The 15,389-nt window shown below is 70.0% G+C and carries 13 protein-coding genes and 1 pseudogene; 9 read left to right on the top strand and 5 right to left on the bottom strand.

The window, feature by feature from the left end; all coding sequences use genetic code 11:
* Window positions 1-197 precede the first annotated feature (197 nt).
* Window positions 198-548: a hypothetical protein gene (locus CAP_RS37640; RefSeq protein WP_044249968.1), complete on the bottom strand. Its 351-nt coding sequence runs from the start codon at window positions 546-548 to the stop codon at window positions 198-200.
* A gap of 469 nt (window positions 549-1,017) precedes the next feature.
* Between CAP_RS37640 and CAP_RS37635 the strand changes: the two genes are divergently transcribed.
* Together CAP_RS37635 and CAP_RS37630 are read left to right on the top strand one after the other, a co-directional pair.
* Window positions 1,018-2,235, top strand: coding sequence for a vWA domain-containing protein (locus CAP_RS37635; protein WP_044249965.1), 1,218 nt, complete (start codon window positions 1,018-1,020; stop codon window positions 2,233-2,235).
* A 262-nt stretch (window positions 2,236-2,497) separates the two neighbouring features.
* The gene (locus CAP_RS37630; RefSeq protein ID WP_044249962.1) at window positions 2,498-3,052 is read left to right on the top strand and encodes a chalcone isomerase family protein; all 555 of its coding nucleotides are present in this window, start codon (window positions 2,498-2,500) and stop codon (window positions 3,050-3,052) included.
* A 463-nt stretch (window positions 3,053-3,515) separates the two neighbouring features.
* Here the strand turns inward: CAP_RS37630 and CAP_RS37625 are convergent, their stop codons facing one another.
* Window positions 3,516-4,151: a TetR/AcrR family transcriptional regulator gene (locus CAP_RS37625; RefSeq protein WP_044249960.1), complete on the bottom strand. Its 636-nt coding sequence runs from the start codon at window positions 4,149-4,151 to the stop codon at window positions 3,516-3,518.
* 147 nt (window positions 4,152-4,298) lie between these two features.
* On the opposite strand from CAP_RS37625, the gene CAP_RS37620 reads away from it, so the two are divergent.
* The 7 genes from CAP_RS37620 (at window position 4,299) to CAP_RS46465 (ending at window position 12,778) form a co-directional block, all read left to right on the top strand.
* The gene (locus tag CAP_RS37620) at window positions 4,299-5,603 is read left to right on the top strand and encodes an HlyD family secretion protein (protein ID WP_052376686.1); all 1,305 of its coding nucleotides are present in this window, start codon (window positions 4,299-4,301) and stop codon (window positions 5,601-5,603) included.
* Window positions 5,604-5,718: 115 nt separating this feature from the next.
* Entirely contained in the window at window positions 5,719-7,248 is a 1,530-nt protein-coding gene (locus tag CAP_RS37615; protein WP_044249959.1) for a DHA2 family efflux MFS transporter permease subunit, read from the top strand.
* A gap of 61 nt (window positions 7,249-7,309) precedes the next feature.
* On the top strand, window positions 7,310-8,116 hold the full coding sequence (locus tag CAP_RS46470) for a tetratricopeptide repeat protein (protein WP_081865679.1): 807 nt from the start codon (window positions 7,310-7,312) through the stop codon (window positions 8,114-8,116).
* A gap of 148 nt (window positions 8,117-8,264) precedes the next feature.
* Window positions 8,265-9,365 (top strand): retropepsin-like aspartic protease, encoded by a 1,101-nt coding sequence (locus CAP_RS37605; protein WP_044249958.1) that lies wholly within the window; start codon window positions 8,265-8,267, stop codon window positions 9,363-9,365.
* 558 nt (window positions 9,366-9,923) lie between these two features.
* The gene (locus tag CAP_RS37600; protein ID WP_044249956.1) at window positions 9,924-10,487 is read left to right on the top strand and encodes a hypothetical protein; all 564 of its coding nucleotides are present in this window, start codon (window positions 9,924-9,926) and stop codon (window positions 10,485-10,487) included.
* Between the two features lie 129 nt (window positions 10,488-10,616).
* Window positions 10,617-11,111 carry a hypothetical protein gene (locus tag CAP_RS37595; RefSeq protein ID WP_044249955.1) on the top strand — a complete coding sequence of 165 codons (495 nt, stop codon included), beginning with the start codon at window positions 10,617-10,619 and terminating at the stop codon, window positions 11,109-11,111.
* A gap of 149 nt (window positions 11,112-11,260) precedes the next feature.
* Window positions 11,261-12,778 carry a serine/threonine-protein kinase gene (locus tag CAP_RS46465; protein WP_052376684.1) on the top strand — a complete coding sequence of 506 codons (1,518 nt, stop codon included), beginning with the start codon at window positions 11,261-11,263 and terminating at the stop codon, window positions 12,776-12,778.
* Window positions 12,779-12,812: 34 nt separating this feature from the next.
* On the opposite strand, the gene CAP_RS37585 is transcribed toward CAP_RS46465, so the two are convergent.
* The 3 genes and pseudogenes from CAP_RS37585 to CAP_RS54510 form a co-directional block, all read right to left on the bottom strand.
* Window positions 12,813-14,129, bottom strand: coding sequence for a hypothetical protein (locus CAP_RS37585; RefSeq protein ID WP_044249953.1), 1,317 nt, complete (start codon window positions 14,127-14,129; stop codon window positions 12,813-12,815).
* A gap of 10 nt (window positions 14,130-14,139) precedes the next feature.
* On the bottom strand, window positions 14,140-15,186 hold the full coding sequence (locus tag CAP_RS46460) for a hypothetical protein (RefSeq protein WP_052376683.1): 1,047 nt from the start codon (window positions 15,184-15,186) through the stop codon (window positions 14,140-14,142).
* A pseudogene (locus CAP_RS54510) lies at window positions 15,186-15,389 on the bottom strand (hypothetical protein); the annotation flags it as partial. The gene CAP_RS46460 and the pseudogene CAP_RS54510, both read right to left, overlap by 1 nt.

Here is a 15,389-nt window from a genome sequence, read left to right as displayed (position 1 = left end):
CGATGACGCTGTTTGCAGCCCTTGTTCCATGGGTGAACCGTATCACCCCGGCCTCGCTGCGATCGACGATGCACGCCGCGGGATGCCATGCCCACGGCGTGCCGTCGTCACGCGATCGTGCCCCACGCGTCCCTACCCCGAGGTCGGGGGCGGCACAGCGCGTTCATTGGCACCCTCGCGTCACCACCCCTGCGGCATCAACCGCAGGTATCGTCGATCAGGCTGAAGCAAGCATTGACGGCTTGCTGAGGCGTGCAGTTCCTGTAGGTGCAGTACGGGGCGCCCGTGACCGGATGCTCGCACCATTCGAGGGTCACCCAGCACTCTGCGCTGGGGAGCGGCTCGCCGCCCGAATCTCCCGGCTCGTACGCCATGGGCTCGCGCAGCTCACCCAGGGACTGCGTGGGCTCCTGCCCCTCGTGGACCGTCACCTCATCGACCGTGATGACCCTGGCTCCGTCACCTCCTTCCTCCGTTTGCGTCGACGCCGTACATCCAGCAGCCACCGCCATGGCGATGGCCGCGCCTACGAGTGAGGACGTTTTCATGTCGCCTCCTTTTTTCCTCACGGGCGATGAAGTCACGCGCGACGAGCACGCAGCACCGCCCACGGCACCCTGAACGTGGGTCAGCATCCCCGGACCGCAACCCTCGAAAGAGCACCGGAGCGCATGAAATCGAACGCAGCGCGCCCGCTATGACCAGCGTCGCGGGTACGGTCAATGCAGCGTGATATGACGTCGATAGTGCGCGTCCGCGCCTCGACGCCAGGGATCTCCAGAATGGGCGCTGGGTCCTCCCGTGGCTCCCTGGCTGCACGAATCAAGCTCGGGACTGCACGAGCGTCCAGCGCGACGATTCTTGCTTCGCTGCATGGAATTCCGAGGCGCTCCAGCACCTCTGCGCGCTGAGGCGGCGCCCATCGGGCATACCGTCTCGACAGCGGCCTGTGAGTTCTGGCACGCTCCGCGACGCCTTCGGAGATTCTCCGGATCGCTTCCGTCGGGTGGTGCTTCCATGCAGAACTTTCCCCGCTTTCTCCTTCGAGGCCTCGGCATCCTGAGCGTCTCCGGCCTGATCGCCGCCGCGTGCTCCGCATCGGGCGATGGCGCTCCCACCCCCGGCGCCTCCGGCGACCCGGGCTCGGCCGGCCCTGGCGGCTCGGGGACCACGGGCACCGGCGGCTCTGGCGCGGCAGGCGGCGGGGAACCCGGCCTTGGCGGGGGCACCTTCGCCGCGGGCACGGGCGGAGGGGGGACCGGCGGCTCGTGCGCCGCGGTGTCCTCCGAGGCAGAGACCGAGGTGCAGCCGGCGGACATCATCATCGCCGTCGACACCTCGGGCAGCATGGACGAGGAAGCCGCGGAGGTGCAGGCGAACCTCAACAACTTCGCCGCGCTCATCATCGCGGCCAACATCGACGTGCACGTGATCCTCATCGCCGACACGACGGTGTGCATCCCCGCCCCGCTCGGCGCGGGCGCCTGCCCTGGCGCCGACGAGAACCTGCCGGTCTACCGGCACGTGAACCAGGTCGTGAACAGCACCGACGCCCTGCAGCTCATCCTCAGCACCTACCCGCAGTGGCGGGACTCGCTGCGCCCGAACGCCACCAAGACCCTCGCCGTGGTCAGCGACGACAACTCGGACCTCTCCGCCGCGTCCTTCACGAGCCAGCTCCTCGCGCTCGACCCGCCCACCTTCCAGGGCTTCAAGTTCGACGCCATCGTGGCCTACGAGAACCCGCAGTCCTGCATCTTCGGCTGTTTCGGCGGCACCACCACCCCTTGCTGCCCGGGCCCCGCGCCCATCTGCGACCCGCTCGCTGCCGCCGAGGGCACGGTCTACAAGCAGCTCGTCCAGCAGACCGGAGGCGTGAGCGGCAACCTGTGCGTGCAGGATTTCGATCCCGTCTTCGCCAGCATGGCCACCTCGGTGGTCACCACGTCGAACATCTCCTGCGAGTACGCCATCCCCGCGAACCCGGACGGCGCGTTCGACCCCACCAAGGTCAACGTGGAGTTCACCTCGGGGGGCGGCACCACGCAGACCATCGGCAACGTGTCGGGCGCGAGCACCTGCACCTCGCAGGTGGGCGGCTGGTACTACGACGACCCGCAGAACCCGACCAAGATCAACCTCTGCCCTGGCACCTGCACCGCGGTGCAGGGCGATACCAACGGCCGCGTCGACGTCCTCTTCGGCTGCGACACCATCCCCGCCGTCCCCCAATAGCGAGACCCCGAACCTGCGTCGGATCGAGCCTGGGGCATTCTGCCCCAGACCACGACACCACGTGCGCGTGCCGCAACGCGCAATGCGTGTTTCCGGCGGGAAACATCCCCTCGCGCACGAAATACGCTTGGGGTTGCATGTTCTTCCGCTCCGTCCGTCGAACGAGTAACTTCACGAGCGCCTGGCCGGGAGCGGAGATTGGCTCCGCCCCGCCCGCACGAGAAGTTCTTCACACCGGCGGGGCCGGCAGAGGTGGAACCCGATGAAGACCGCACGCAGCAAGATCGCTCTCCTCGTTCCGGCGCTGATGGCCCTGATGCTCGCCGTCACCAACCTCTGGGCCCTCGAACCCGGGCCCGACGGCTACTACCAGACGGGTGAAGGTATTCGCGTGAAGACCTTCGCGTTCATCGACGTGAACGTCTACCGGATCACCCACTCCATCAAGCAGCTCCCCGGGACGAAGTCGAAGCAGGCGCTGATCGATGCGGACGTGGACAAGAAGTTCGTGCTGACGCTGATGCGCGACGTCGACCTGGAGAAGATGCAGAACGCGCTGAAGGACTCGCTGGCGCTGAACGGCTACAAGAACAAGGCCAACGTCGACAAGTTCCTCGGCGCCATGACCAAGGAGCTGAAGGAGAACTCTCGCGTCACCATCTCCTACAGCGCCGAGAAGAAGGCCACGACCATCAAGCTCGACGGCGGCACCGCCACGGTCGAGGGCGTGGATTTCATGAAGGGCGTCTGGAGCATCTGGTTCGGCAAGATCGACCAGCCGAAGCTCACCGAGCAGCTCATGAGCAAGCTGCCCTGAACGACCTTTGAAGCCGGCGCTCCCCTCGCCGGCCCCCGCCTTTCTCGACCCCCTCCAGGACATCGACCCACCTCGTCGAGGACGTCACCGACCTCGTCGAGGACGTCACCCATCTCTTCGAGGACGTCGCTGACCTCTTCGAGGACGTCACCCATCTCTTCGAGGACGTCGCTGACCTCGTCGAGGACATCGCTGACCTCTTCGAGGACGTCACCGACCTCGTCGAGGACGTCGCTGACCTCGTCGAGGACGTCGCTGACCTCGTCGAGGACGTCACCGACCTCGTCGAGGACGTCGCTGACCTCTTCGAGGACATCGCCGACCTCTTCGAGGACGTCACCCATCTCTTCGAGGACATCGCCGACCTCCTCGAAGAGGTGCCCCCCACCTCCTCGAAGAGGTGCCCCCCACCTCCTCGAAGAGGTGCCCCCCACCTCCTCGAAGAGGTCGCCCTTCAGGGGGCTCAGGGACGGCTGGAGGGGGGGATGGCGTGCCCGGCTCGGGCTCCGGACGCCACGAAGTGCACCAGGGCGGCGAGGTACGCCTCGTCGACAGGCTCGCCGTGCTTGACCAGCCGCGAGAACACCGCGGAGAAGGCCAGCTCCACGAGCAAGGAACCGTCGGTGCCGGGGGGAAGCTCGCCGCGCTGGAGGGCCCGCTCGACCACGATGAGACGCTGGACCTGTCGCTCCTGGCGGAGCTCGCGAATGATGGCCTCGACCTCCGGGTGGGCGCGCTCGGTCTGGATCATCCGGCCCAGGCCGCGGCCGAGAGGTGAGGTCAGGAGCGCGACCGTGCTGCGGAGGACGGCGAGGAGATCGGTGTCGAAGGCGCCCGTGTCCTCGATGGGCTCCGGCTCCAGCAGCTCGCGCAGGACGGTGGTGACCAGCGCGGCCTTGGTGGGCCAGCGCCGGTAGATGGTGGTCTTGTTGACGCCTGCCCGCTCGGCGACGTCCTCGATGCGAAGGGCGGCGTAGCCCGAGCGGCCCAGCTCCTCGGCCGTGGCCGTGAGGACCTCCTGCACGATGCGGGCGCTGCGGCCCCGGCTGCGGATGCCCTCGGTGCGGCGCGTCGATCGTTCGGCGGGGGTCTGGCTCATCCTCCTGGCTCTCCGTTGGGGGGGCAGCTCAGCCGAGATGACCTGCCCTTGTCCAGCGTCAGGGAAACAATGGCAACATCACGTTGCCTTTTCAAGGCTCAGCTCTTACTATGGCAACAAATAGTTGCCTGAATGGAGCCACGCACCATGAGCACCTCTGTCGCCGTGACCGATGTGAGCGAGGGGAACGACAGGAACGACAGGGCAGAGCGGGCCTCGAAGGTGGACCCTGCGCCCACCGCGCAGGACGTGCCGCCGGTTGCGGGCGTGGCGTCGGCGTCGCCGAAGGGGAGGGCGCGCAAGCTGCTGCTCGCCGTGGCAGCGGCGGGCGTGGTGGCCGCAGGGGTGGGGTTCTGGGCGTCGCGGCGGGGGATCGAGGACACCGACAACGCGCAGGTCGACGCGGAGCTGGTGGCGGTGGCGCCGCGGACCGCGGGCATGGTGACGGTGGTGCACTTCGCGGAGAACCAGGCGGTGAAGGCGGGGGATCTGCTGGTCACGCTGGATGACGCGCCGGCGAAGGCGCGGCTCGCGCAGGCGCAGGCGAACCTGGACGTGGCGCTGGCGAACGCGGAGGCGGCGGAGGCGGACGCGCGCACGGCGGCGATCAACGCGCGGGGGAACCGCTCGGTGACGGAGGCGTCGCTGAAGGCGGCGAGCGCCGGGGCGCTGTCGTCGAAGGACCAGATCGCCGAGGGGGAGGCGCGGGTGAAGGCCGCGGAGGCCGCGTTCGCGCAGGCGAGGACGGAGAAGGAGCGCACGATGCGCCTCCACGAGGGCGGCGCCATCGCGCAGGCCGAGGTGGACATGGTGCAGGCGAGCCACGACAGCGCGGCGGCGGCGCTGGAGCAGGCGCGGGCGCACCTGCAGGGGCTCCGGTCGTCGGCCGCGCAGGCGCGCAGCATGGTGCAGGAGGCCTCGGCGCGGGCGACGCAGGCGCAGGACGTCGAGGTGATCGTGTCGCAGGCCGAGGCGCGGGCGCGGGCGGCGCGGGCCCAGGTGGGGACGGCGGAGGCGGCGCGGGATCTGGCGGCGCTCGACCTGTCGTACACGCAGGTGCGCGCGCCGCAGGACGGGGTGGTGTCGAAGAAGAACGTGGCGGTGGGGCAGACGCTCTCGGCGGGGACGCCGGTGGTGCAGCTCGTCCCCGAGCGGCAGGTGTGGGTGACGGCGAACTTCAAGGAGACGCAGCTCGAGCACATGCGGCAGGGCCAGCCGGTGACGGTGCACGTCGACGCCTACCCGGGGTTCTCGCTGAAGGGAGAGGTGGAGAGCTTCTCGGGCGCGACGGGGGCGAAGTTCGCGCTCCTGCCGCCCGACAACGCGACCGGCAACTTCACCAAGGTGGTGCAGCGGGTGCCGGCGCGGGTGCGCCTGACGGAGATCCCCGCCGGGGTGACGCTGCGTCCGGGCATGAGCGCCGACGTGTCGGTGGACACCCGCGGGCGCTGAAGAGGTCCCGATGAGCACCGCAGCACCTGCCCTTTCTCCATCGTTCGGCGCGGCTCCGTCCGCGGACCCAGCCCCACCAGCAAGGCCTGCCGCGCCTGCCGCGCCTGCGCAGGCCGTGAACAAGTGGGCCGTGGCGATCGCGGTGGCGCTGGGGGCGATCCTGGAGCTCATCGACAGCTCGATCGTCAACGTGGCGCTCACGGACATGGCGGCGTCGCTTGGGGCGACCATCGAGCAGATGAGCTGGGTGGTGACGAGCTACGGGATCGCCAACGTGATCATCCTGCCGCTCGCGGCGTGGCTCGGGCACCGGTTCGGCAAGAAGCGGTACTTCCTGTTCTCGCTGGTGGGGTTCACCGTGGCGTCGGTGATGTGCGGGATGTCGACGAGCTTGCCCACGCTGATCGTGGCGCGGGTGCTCCAGGGGCTCACCGGCGGCGGGCTGATGGCCAAGGCGCAGGCGATCCTGTTCGAGACCTTCCCGAAGGAGGAGCAGGCGACGGCGCAGGGGTTCTTCAGCGCCATCGTCATCGCCGGGCCCACCATCGGGCCCACGCTCGGTGGCTACATCGTGACCAACATCGGGTGGCGGTGGATCTTCTTCGTCAACCTGCCGCTCGGGGTGCTGGCGGTGATGATGGTGAGCATGGCCCTGCCCAGAGACCCGCCGCGGGAGGCGCGGGGGTCGATCGACTGGACGGCCATCGCGCTCCTGGCGCTGGGCCTCGGGTGCTTGCAGACGCTGCTGGAGGAGGGCAACAGCGAGGACTGGTTCGACTCGCGGTTCATCGTGGCCATGACGGTGGTCGCGGCGGCGGGGCTCACGCTGTTCGTGGCGCGCGAGCTGCGGTCGAAGAGCCCCGTCGTGGACCTGCGGGTGCTGCGCCACCGCTCCTTGTGGGCGGGGAGCATCCTGTCGGTGGTGGTGGGGATGGCGCTGTACGGGGCGCTGTTCTCGGTGCCGCTGTTCGCGGCGCAGGTGATGAGGTTCACCTCGCAGCAGACGGGCTTGCTCCTGCTGCCCGGGGCGCTGGTGTCGGCGCTGGCAATGCCGTTCGTGGCGCGCGTGGTGCGCCGCTACCCGCCGCGCGCGCTGATCGTGGTCGGGGCGCTCGTGCTCTCGGTGGCCGTGCTGTGGCTGTCGCGCCTGAGCCCGCAGACGTCGCAGGAAGACCTCACCATGCCGCTGATGGTGCGCGCCTTCGGGCAGGTGCTGATGTTCCTGCCGCTGAGCATGGCGACGCTCGGCCCGATCCCCAGGGCGGACATCGCGGCGGCGACGGGGTTCTACAGCCTGACGCGGCAGCTCGGAGGGAGCATCGGGATCGCGCTCCTGAACACGCTGCTGAGCCACCGGGAGGCGTTCCACCGCTCGGTGCTGGTGGAGCACCTGTCGGCCACGGCGCCCCAGGTGCAGGCGCAGCTCGCCGCGACGGCGGCGGGGCTCGCGGCGAAGGGCGTGGCGCCGCTCGATGCCCAGCAGCAGGCGCTGTCGCTCCTCGATCGGTCGGTGAACCTGCAGAGCGCGGTGATGTCGTTCGGGGACACGTTCGTGATGACCGCGGTGCTGGTGCTCTGCACGCTGCCTTTGGTACTGCTGCTGGGGCGCCCTCCGCAGGGAGCAAAGGTGGAGGTAGGGCACTGACGCCCCCCGGGTGGAGGCCGCGGGCTTCTCCCTCGGGCCGTGTTCCCCTAGGCTGTCAGGGATGCGGAGGCCTCTTGCCCGCGCGCACCTGGTGGTCGCGCCCCTCGTGGCGCGAGGGCTCGCGCTCACGCTCGGGGTGCCCGCGGGGCTCGCGGGGCTTGTGGGGCTCACGGGGTGTCACCTCTCCGGCTCCCCTGCCGCACCGCGCACGGCCGAGGCGGTGGTGCCTGCGTCGAGACCGGCAGACGCCTCGCGCAACGGCGCGGCAGAGGAGGCGGCAGGCGAGGCGCGCGCCGCAGGAGAGGAGCGCGCAGGAGCACCGCGTCCACGGGGGACGCCCCGCACTCGCGGCAGGGGAGGCGACGAGCCGTCGTGCGCGGACGGGCTCGCGTGCGCCACCCTCGGTCGGGCGTACGAGACCGGCATCAACGGGCAGGCGCCGGATCCAGCGCGCGCGCTCGACTACTACCTGAAGGCCTGCGATCTCGAGGAGAGCACGGGCTGCAACAACTACGGGTACATGGTCCTCAGCGGGGTGGGCACCGACGCGGACGCGCGGCGCGGCCTGGCGTATCTGGAGAAGGGCTGCGATCTCGGCAGCGGCGCGGCCTGCCACAACATCGGGTTCGCCTACGAGAACGCGCAGGGCGTGGCGCGCGACGTGGGCGTGGCGGCGACGATGTTCCGGCGCGCCTGCGAGCTGCGCCAGGCGAGCGGATGCCGGGCGCTGGGGCTCTGTTACCACTACGGGCTCGGGGTGACCCTGGACCGGGTGCAGGCGCGCGTTTTCCTGCGCAAAGGGTGCGAGGGAGGCGACAGCGTGGCATGCGAGAAGCTGGAGGAGATCGGGCCTCTGCCCTCTCCGTGAACGACCCGTACGCCCCCCGGAGGACGCGACGATGCCCTGCTCGACGACACGGTGGTTGGCGCGACGGCCACGCCTGGTGATCGCAGGCCTGGGATGGCTCGCACTCGCAGGATGCGGCGGGGCGGGGGGCACGGGGGAACAGGGATCCGTGGCCCAGGCGCGCGGCGCGGAGGCGGGAGCGTCTACCAGGGCCGCGGGCAATCCAGGGACGGCGAGCCGTGCCACGGGCGCGGGGGCCTCGGGCGTGGCAGGCGTGGCAGGCGTGGCAGGCGCGGCGGGCGCGGCGGGCGCGGCGGGCGTGGCGGGTGCTCAGGCAGAGGTCGCACCGGAGGGCGCGGGGGCGACGGCAGCTCCGGGAGCCGCGGAGGCAACGACGGCGCGGAGGACGACGCTGCGCTTCTCGCTCGGGGAGCGTGACTTCCCCGCGCCGCTCGTGGACGCGGTGGTGGGTGGGCAGCCCACCACGCTGATCGTCGACACGGGCGCGACCCACCACGTGATCGCGCGCTGGGTCGCCGAGGAGCTGGCGCTGCCGGTGGCATCGGGGGGGGACGTGGGGGTGGATCACGCAGGGCAGGCGGTGCGCGTGGGGCGCGTCTCGGGGGTGAAGCTGTCGCTGTCGGGGTGGGGGGCGGTGGAGGCGCCGCACCTCCTCGTGGTGGAGGTGCCGGAGGCGCTCGCGCGCGCTGGCATCGGCGGGGTGATCGCGCCGCAGGCGCTGGCGTCGGCAGGACGCGCGGTGGTCCTCGACCTCGGAGGCAGGGTGCTCTCCGAGGTGCAGCTCTCGGAGGCGTTTGCCGCAGAGCCGGCAGGGGCGGGAGGTGCTGGCGCGGCGAGCCGTGGGGACACGCCGCTCGAGCTCACGCTGTGCGGGGCAGTGCAGGAAGGCCAGCAGGTCCTGGCGCGGGCGGAGATCGAGGGCGTGCCGATCACGCTCAAGATGGATTCGGGCGCGACGCAGACCTCCATCTGGGCGGGATCGGGCGCCGGCAAGCGCCTCGCGGGCAAGGCGAAGGGGGTGCGGAGCGCCTACGCGGCCTCTGGCAAGCACACCGTGCCCGTCCTGCGAGGCGTGCGGGTGCAGCTCGGCGGGAAGGAGATCGAGAGCGACATCGATCTGATCCCCGGCATGCCGCGCGCCGTGTGCCCTGCAGATGGCTTCGCGGGGATGGACCTGATCGCGGGATGCGCGCTGGTGTTCGGCGGCGGGCGCGCGCTGGCGCGGTGCGGGAGAGCGGCGCCGCGCTGACCACACGGTGGGGGAGACGCGCGGCATTCACCACGCTGGATACCTCAATCACCTGTGGGAATGGCGGCGACACAATGGGCAGCGTCACCGGATGACGGTGACGGAGCCGCGCAATCGCGTGGTCGTGGGGACGGCGCGGTGGGTGCCAGCCCTCACGTTGGAGAGCCAACAAGCCAGCGCGACCCGTGCTGATTGCGCCCACTCGGCAGCGCTGGCGGGCCGACGGGGCTGTCTCCACCGTTCTCGGAGCAAATGTGGCCGGTGAACGGGGCCCCGCGTTGTATCCACGGCGCACAGCGAGGCCTCGGGGATGTCACCAAAGTTCACATCCGCCCCGGCCACTCACCAGGTGATTTCCATCCCGGTCGTCGGGCGCTCTGACGGAAACACAATCCATCATTCCGAGACGTATGCCCGATGAGGCCGCAACAGAATGGGTAGGCGCGTTCGGCAACGCGCCTCTCGGCACGCCTCTGGCTATGAATCCCTCGCGAGCCACTCGAACGAATGAATGGAATCAACGACATCCAACTGGAGACAACATTGCTGAACAATGTCATGAAGCGCGCGCTCCTCACGATTGCCACTGCGACTGCGGTGATGGGTTTCACCGGCGCTGCCATGGCCGTCGGCCCCAGCTCCCCCGTGGTGGGTACGAGCTTGCCCACGGTCCCCGACATGCCCACCGGCGGCAGCGGCGGCGGCAGCGGCGGTGGGGGCCCCGTCGAGCATAGCCCTGCCGAGGCGCCCGGCTGCGAGGCCGATCCGTGGAGCTGCATCTGCAGCTCGGGCAGCGCCTTCTACTCGCTGACCCACTGGGAGAACACCTTCGAGCTGCTGTCGGTGCTCGAGTGGGTCTCGATCGAGGACGTGTACCTGGTGAATATCGAGGAGGCACTGAACGGCGACATCATCGACATCCTGAACTTCTATCAGTCGCGGGTGCTCAATGACGTGAACGTCGGGCTTCTCCAGGACCTCCTCACCAACGTGGTCGTCGTCACGGCCGGCGACGATGTCATCGAGATCGACGAGTTCCTGAACGGGAACGACATCGACATCGGCGACGTGGTTTCTCTCGACATCCTGAGCGGCAATCAGATCATCATCTTCTATCAGTGACCAGGCCCTCTCGTGTTCCCACCCTTCGGTAATACGGCGGGTGGACGGCTCTCGCTTCGAATAGAAACTGGATGCTTCGTTTCAATGGGGGGCCCTCTGGGCCCACAGAATCGGGAAGAGGAGACAGCGATGAAGAACATTATCAAGCAGGGTCTCGTTGCGGTCAGCGCTGCCACCATGATGATCAGCGCCACGTCGGTGGCGCAGGCGACCCAGCCGGGGCCGGTCGCGCAAGAACCGTCAGCCGACTGCTGCTCGATGGACGCCTCGGAGTGCAGTAGCTGCAACTCGACCAGCGTCTGGTACGCGATGGAACACCTCCAGTACGAGCTCGGCCTGCTGGAGCTGATCGAGAACCTCAACGTGGAAGACGTGGCCCTCGTCAACGTCGAGAAGGCGCTGAACGGCGACATCCTCGACCTGCTCAACTTCTACCAGTCCACGGTCCTGAACGACGTCAACGTCGGCCTCCTGCAGGACATCCTGTCGAACGTGATCACGGTGGCCGCCGGCGACGATGTCATCGAGATCTCGGAGTTCCTGAACGGGAACGACATCGACATCGGCGACATCGTGGCCCTCGACGTGCTCGCGAACAACCAGGTCGTCTTCTTCTACTGGTAGTCAGGGCCCGAGGTCCTGCGCGGGGACCGGGGCGAGGTTCAGCCGCCGTGCGCTGCGCGGCGGGAGCTTCGCCCCGGTCCCTTCGTCGATCCTCGGCTGCCGTGACGAGACCGCCGCTCGACTGACGCTGAGCCCAGCCCACCGCGCCTATGCCCCACCGTTCGTTCATGACCCTCCCCGACGGCGACGATACCCCGGAGGCCCTCGCCGGGTCGTCCGGCTCCGCGGAGCTTCCCGTGCCCTCCTCACGCCCGCCATGGGACGACGACGAGGCGCCCCGGAGCTCTCCCTGTCGCGCCGGGTTCGCGGTCGGGGGTCGCTACCGGCTGCAAAGCCTGCTGGGGAGCGGCTCCATGGGCGAGGTGTGGCGGGCACAGGACCTGCTGCTCGGCTCGGAGGTGGCCATCAAGGTGCTGCTCCCCGTGGCGATGGACCAGTTCCCGCGGGCGCGGGAGCGGTTCCGTCAGGAGGCGCAGATCGCGTTCAGGCTGGGAAAGATGACGCCGTACGTGGTGACGGCGTACGACGCGGGGGACGATCCGGACGCGGGGTCGTACCTGGTGATGGAACACGTACGCGGGATGACGCTGCGGGACGAGATGATTCATCGAGGGCCGCTGCCCGTGGACGTGGTGGCAGAGCTGCTCGATCAGGTGGCCGAGGCGCTGAAGGTCGCCCACGGCCGCGGGATCCTGCACCGGGATCTCAAGCCTTCCAACCTGCTCCTCGTGGACAGGGAAGACGGGAGGCTGCACGTGAAGGTCGCCGACTTCGGGCTGGCGAAGGCGGCCCCCGGGGTCACCCACCTCGACAGGCCGCGGAGCACCTGCGAGGGGACCATTCTCGGGACGCTTTCGTACATGAGCCCGGAGCAAGCGCAGGCGCTGCCCGTGGATCACCGGACGGATCTGTGGGCGCTCGGGGTCATCGCCTACGAGGCGCTGCTCGGGCAGACGCCCTTCCGGGCGTCGAGCTGGGGGCAGGTGCTGAAGCAGCTCCTGCTGGAGCGCCCGGCGCCGCTGTCGACGGCGCGGCCCGATCTGCCCGCGAGCCTCGACGCCTGGCTCGCGCGCGCGCTCGCGAAGGATCCGGCCGAGAGGTTCGACAGCGGCGAGGAGATGGCGCTGGAGTTTCGCCGGGCGCTCGCGGGGAAGAAGCTCCTGCCGAAGCTGCCGCTCCCGAAGGACGTGGCGCCGAGGGTACGCGGCGGGGGTGCGCGAGGGATCATCGCCGGGGTGGTGGCCATCGCGGCGGCGACGCTGGCGACGACGCTCCCCTGGTTGCCCGAACCGCAGCCGGCGGTCGCCGCCGGGATCGCGCCGCCCGAAGGCGAGGCGGCAGGCACACGGCAAGCGCCAGCGGGGGAGGATGGGACGCGCGAGGTGGACGACACCCTCGCCGCTGGGGCGACGCACGAGGCGGGAGAGCCGCGCAGAGCCCCGAGGGAGGGCGCGTCCCAGGCGGCCCTGGAGGGGAACCACAGTCCAGTCCTCATGGAGGGTGGCCGGGCGGATCACCCCCACACGCCCGACGTCGGTACGCAACGCGCTGTCGGCCCGGGCGTGGTGAGCGGGGTAGGAACGCTGCCCGGGCCGCCGGTCATGCCAGGTGCGACGTCCAGCCCTCCAGGGAGGCCTGCGCGCGCCAGCAGGAGCGAGGTTTTTTGAACCTCACGAGGGGACCGGCATCAGGCCCGAAGCGCTAGGGACTCGCGACGGGGCAGATCGTCTCTCCGGGCTTCAAGCAGCAGTCTTCCGCTGGATCCTCTCCGGGGTCGCAGGAAGCGGCAGGCGGCAGGGATGGCTCGGCGACGTCCATGATCGCCTGCACCTTCACGGCGGTGAAGGCGATGCCGAGGGAGAGCGCGTCGCAGGGGACGGTGCGCCCGGCAGGGATCAGGTGCATGTCCGCGGCGGCGCAGAGCTGGCTCTTGGCGGTGCCGTAGAAAGGCGAGTCCTTGCAGTAGGGTTGCTGGTCGGAGTCCCGGTAAGAACCGATGCCCCGGAAGACGTCTTTCAGGCCGATGCGGCCGGCGACCCTGCCCTTGGTGATGACGAAGTCCGTGCTGGGTGGGACGAAGCCGAGCTCGGCGACGATGAACGCGCCGGAGAGCGTGAGCTCCATCGTGGCGCCCATGTCGTCCGGCGAGCCGCCGTTCGCCGCGCCCGGATCGCCGAGCCTGATGGGAAGGCTGGGGACGGCCCCCACGAGCACGCCGTCAGCCACGTAAGCCAGCTCGTCGGAGTAGGCGGGCGCGTTCACGTCGCCTCCCATGACGTTGTCGCTCTGCACCGACCACCGGTCCGCGCCTTCCCAGGCCGGGGCCGGCGGAATGGACGGGTCGGGCGGCGGATCGGGGGGAGGAATGAAGTCCGAGGCGATGAACCAGTCGAGCCTCACCTTCGGGTCGTTCAGCGAGTTGTTGTAACCGCTGACGCGCAGGAGGATGGACCAGGCGCCGCGCTCGATCTGCTGGCTGTAGAAGCTCGATCCGAAGTCGCCGTTCGAGGCCAGCCTGACGATGCTGAAGATGCTGTTCGCCGCGTTGTCGACGCCGCCGCCGAGATCGCAGCCGACGCCCTCGCGGAAGGGGTCGTTGATGTCGAGGCCAGGCTCGCCGCCGAGGGGCGTGCAGGAGAGGCCCTCGCCCTGGCAGGAGCAGGTCCGGTCGAGGTCGAAGCCGATCGGATTGCTCGCAGGGCTCTCTCCGAGGTCGATGGTGCGGAACGCGACGACGAACCCCTGATCGCCGGCGGACTCCGTGCTCGGGTCCGGAGGCTCCGGGATGAGGACACGCTCACACGTCGGCTCCACGTCGGCATCGCTCCCGGCGTCAGTCCCGGCGTCGTTGTCGGTCGGCGGTGCGTTGCCGACCTGCTCGAAGCCGCCGAGGAGGCAACCAGGTCCCCACACGGCCAGCGGAGCACAGACGGCCAGCGCGAGGGCCGTGGCCCGCGCGAACCGGCGCCAGCGAGGCCCGCCTCGATCGACGCTGCTGGAGGGGGGCGAGGGGTTCACGCAGATCAGTCTAGAAGATCCCGCGGACCGTGGCGCCTCCCCAGTCAACGCTCACGCCGAGCCGGAGGGGAGGGTGACGCGCCGCGTCTCGCGCTGCATCGGGTGCAGGGGGGGCGGGGGAGGCGGGGTGATCCAGGTCGAGGACGAGCAGGGTGACCCCAGCGGCCCCGAGCACGGCACCGCCGATGAGGCCTGCGGACGTGATGACGCGGGTCACATCGTAGAGGTCCGCGGCGCCGTGCTGCTCGGGCAGGCAGCGCTGTTCCGGGCAGTCGTCGAGCAGGGCGCCGCGCTGGATGAGGGCCGCGACGCCGTTGGCCGCCCCGAGCAGAAGCAGCCCTCCCCCTGCGCCGACGCCGACCCAGCCCAGGGTGCGGTAGGTGGAGCGCTCGGGGGGCGGTGGCTCCAGAGAACGGGCCACCACCGGGAGCGGCGGAAACTTCAGCGTGAGCGTCTCCTGCTGACCTTCCCGGAGGTCGATGCTGCGGCGCAGGGTGTAGTCCTTCCGCACGGCCGCGATCTCGTGCTTCCCCGGATCCAGGGGCTGCTTCTGGCCGAGGAGCGCCGCCGGGAAGGGCTTGCCATCGAGGGAGACCTCGACACCTTTGCCCAGGGGTCCATCGAGGTTCAGGAGCAGGCTCGGGATCTTCGGCAGGAGCTGCTCACGCTCGTCGAGGGCCTCGACCTGGGCCTTCTTGTGCTGGAAGGGCGCGTTCGCGGGGACCTTCATCCGGACCACGTCGAGGTAGCGCTCCGAGGCCTCGACGAGGCGCCCGAGCTGCACGAGGCAGCGGGCCGAGCGGACCGCGAGGGTGGGCGCAGGCGTGAGCTGGTTGGCGATGTCGAACTTGTCGAGCGCGGCGGCGTAGTCCTTCTGGTCGAAGAGCTTGAGGGCCTCGTCCGCGAGCTTGCGCGCCGTCATCCGGGTCGAGAAATCCGGCGCCTGGGCAGCGGCATCGCCGGCCGAGAGGGTCAGGGCGGCGCAGGAGAAGAGCGCGGCGCTCAGCGCGGCGCAGCGGTGGGCTCTGGAGCGGCGGGGGCGCGGGTGGTGGCTCATCACAGTCCCAGGTCCTCGATCGCGCGCTGGCCTTCGTACGTCACCTTCGGCGCTCGCGCCGGGGTGGAGGGCTGCTGGGGAGGAGCCGCTCCCGGGGGGACGGCGCTCGCAGAAGGAGCCGTCTGGGGTGCGCCCCGGTCTCCCGACGGCTGCCCGGACGCCGCAGGCGGTGCAGGCTGGGGCGCGGGGGCGGGGGTGGGGGC

Origin of the sequence: Chondromyces apiculatus DSM 436, assembly GCF_000601485.1 — a bacterium.
Taxonomy (GTDB): Bacteria; Myxococcota_A; Polyangia; order Polyangiales; family Polyangiaceae; genus Chondromyces; species Chondromyces apiculatus.
Note: the sequence above shows the minus strand (reverse complement) of the source record. Positions and strands in the feature narration are given on the sequence as shown.

What these genes read in the sequence shown, in the direction of transcription:
- CAP_RS37640 (WP_044249968.1), bottom strand. Translation starts at nt 548, where the DNA reads ATGAAAACGTCCTCACTCGTAGGCGCGGCCATCGCCATGGCGGTGGCT.
- CAP_RS37635 (WP_044249965.1), top strand. Translation starts at nt 1,018, where the DNA reads ATGCAGAACTTTCCCCGCTTTCTCCTTCGAGGCCTCGGCATCCTGAGC.
- CAP_RS37630 (WP_044249962.1), top strand. Translation starts at nt 2,498, where the DNA reads ATGAAGACCGCACGCAGCAAGATCGCTCTCCTCGTTCCGGCGCTGATG.
- CAP_RS37625 (WP_044249960.1), bottom strand. Translation starts at nt 4,151, where the DNA reads ATGAGCCAGACCCCCGCCGAACGATCGACGCGCCGCACCGAGGGCATC.
- CAP_RS37620 (WP_052376686.1), top strand. Translation starts at nt 4,299, where the DNA reads ATGAGCACCTCTGTCGCCGTGACCGATGTGAGCGAGGGGAACGACAGG.
- CAP_RS46470 (WP_081865679.1), top strand. Translation starts at nt 7,310, where the DNA reads ATGCGGAGGCCTCTTGCCCGCGCGCACCTGGTGGTCGCGCCCCTCGTG.
- CAP_RS37600 (WP_044249956.1), top strand. Translation starts at nt 9,924, where the DNA reads ATGAAGCGCGCGCTCCTCACGATTGCCACTGCGACTGCGGTGATGGGT.
- CAP_RS37595 (WP_044249955.1), top strand. Translation starts at nt 10,617, where the DNA reads ATGAAGAACATTATCAAGCAGGGTCTCGTTGCGGTCAGCGCTGCCACC.
- CAP_RS46465 (WP_052376684.1), top strand. Translation starts at nt 11,261, where the DNA reads ATGCCCCACCGTTCGTTCATGACCCTCCCCGACGGCGACGATACCCCG.
- CAP_RS46460 (WP_052376683.1), bottom strand. Translation starts at nt 15,186, where the DNA reads ATGAGCCACCACCCGCGCCCCCGCCGCTCCAGAGCCCACCGCTGCGCC.